Genomic DNA, 2,170 nt, shown 5'->3' with positions numbered 1-2,170 from the left:
GTATCGTTTAACAGAGCCTATATAAAAGAAAACTTTCATTAGTGGGTGATAGTTTGGTTCTTACTGGCGCATAATTCCTACTAAACTTCTTTGATTTTGAAGCGGAAGTCTTAGCGTAAGTTAGAGCGGAATAAACTTCTATTGACAAGAAAAAAGAATTTTCTTTATAATAAGGGCACTCATACTCGTATAATTTTGGAGATACGGTCCAGAAGTTTCTACCAAACTACCGTAAATAGTTTGACTACGAGGGAGTAGAATGAAAAAATGTTTCCTTTTTCGTTCTCCTTATCCTCCAGTCAAGGAACTGTCTCTCCCGACAGTTCCTTCAGCAAATGTATCTAATAATGCTAGGAGAAGTCTCCTTCCTTAATAAAAAGAACGACTCATTATAGGTCGTTCTTTTTTATGTGTGTATTATTTTTCTGAAAAAACAATCGATTTACCGATTTAATTATTTTAAAATAATAAATAAACGAAATCAGATGATAATATTCAGTCTTTTTGTACTCTTGGTACACTTCGAAAAAATAGCAATTTATCTTAATTTATTGACATCTAAATTGTTTGTAAATTAATATAATAACATGTTTTTAAAAAAATAATTGATTTGGGGGTTCATTATGCAAGCATCAGCAGAAATTCAACATGAGCAGATTGAAGAACGTTCCTCCAAGAAACATCCTCCGGGATTGTATCTACTATTTTTTACTGAAATGTGGGAACGTTTTAGCTACTATGGTATGCGTGCTATCCTTGTTCTCTACTTAACAACTGCTGTTATTAGCGGTGGATTAGGGATGAAAGAGGAAGCCGCGTTAATGTTATATGGTTTCTTTACAGGAGCCGTTTATTTAACACCATTAGTTGGGGGCTATTTATCCGACCGCTTTTTAGGCAGACGTCTAGCCATTACGATCGGTGGTATATTAATGGCATTAGGTAACTTCGCCCTGTTCTCAAGCCAAACATATACCGCTCTTTATATTGGATTAGCCTTACTTATTATTGGTAATGGTTTCTTTAAACCAAATATCTCTACATTAGTAGGAGAATTATACGAAGAAAATGACCGCCGTCGAGATGGGGCATTCACGATTTTCTATATGGGAATTAACATTGGTGCGTTTTTTGCTCCACTTGTCATCGGATTTTTAGCAGAAGATTTCTTTAAAACGACAGTCGATGGATTTGTTCATTACGGTTTTAAATACGGTTTCTTAGCAGCTTCTATCGGAATGATTATTGGACAATTAATTTTCAATATTTTCGGTAACCGTTACCTTGGCGATATCGGAAAAAAACCAACAGGTAAACCGCAAGTCAACGATCAAGGTGTCGTTGAAAAAAAACCATTAACGAAAAAGGAAAAACAACGAACTGCCGTTATTTTCATTTTAGCCGTATTCGTTGTTGCCTTCTGGGCAGGCTTTGAACAAGCAGGAAGCTCTTTAACCTTATATACAGCGAAATTTGTGGACCGCGATTTATTCGGGTACGAAATTCCTATTTCTTGGTTCCAATCATTGAACCCGTTATTTATTGTTATTTTAGCTCCAATATTATCGGCTCTTTGGTTAAAACTGTCCTATTCTAAGCGCGGTGATTTAAGTATCCCAACGAAAATGGGATTAGGAATGATTCTACTTGGTCTTGGATTTTTAGTTGTAACCTTAGCTGTGTTACAAACGGGTAGCGATGAAGCAAATATCGTCGTTAAAGCAAACGTCCTGTTTATTATCGCCACTTACTTCTTACACACTCTCGGTGAATTACTGCTTTCACCTGTTGGCTTGTCGCTAGTCAGCCGAATCGCTCCAGTAAAGCTTGCTTCTTTACTAATGGGCGTATGGCTTGCAAGCTCTGGTGTGGCGAATATTGTTGCTGGCCGTCTCGCTGCCTATACTTCTTCTTTAGGTTATTTAGAAGTGTTCAGCTTAATCGGTTTTGTAACGATCGGTCTTGGATTAATTTTACTATTCATTTCGAAAAAACTTGTTCAAATGATGGATTAATCGTAAAAAACTACCTTGGATGTTTGTCCAAGGTAGTTTTTTTATGGAATTCAGATGGAATACTTATGAAGTAAGTCTTCACAAAATCGTCACACTATTGTTGCTAACTTGTGGTAAAATAACATTGTGAAATATTTCGGCTCTATACTAAATGT

Annotated in this window: 1 protein-coding gene and 1 riboswitch; the gene reads left to right on the top strand. The window is 36.1% G+C overall.

Going from position 1 to position 2,170, the window contains the following annotated elements; genetic code table 11:
- The first annotated feature begins 165 nt into the window (after positions 1–165).
- A riboswitch (purine riboswitch) is annotated at positions 166–267 on the top strand.
- A gap of 356 nt (positions 268–623) precedes the next feature.
- Positions 624–2,015, top strand: a complete 1,392-nt coding sequence (locus tag ABES52_RS13745) for a peptide MFS transporter (RefSeq protein ID WP_429651751.1) — start codon at positions 624–626, stop codon at positions 2,013–2,015.
- Positions 2,016–2,170 lie beyond the last annotated feature (155 nt).

The organism is Aeribacillus pallidus (genome assembly GCF_050478865.1).
In the GTDB taxonomy this organism is placed as follows: Bacteria; Bacillota; Bacilli; order Bacillales; family JACDOC01; genus JACDOC01.
This window is presented reverse-complemented; position numbering and strand designations above follow the sequence as displayed.

Coding starts and splice junctions, on each gene's coding strand:
- ABES52_RS13745 (WP_429651751.1), top strand. CDS start 624: ATGCAAGCATCAGCAGAAATTCAACATGAGCAGATTGAAGAACGTTCC.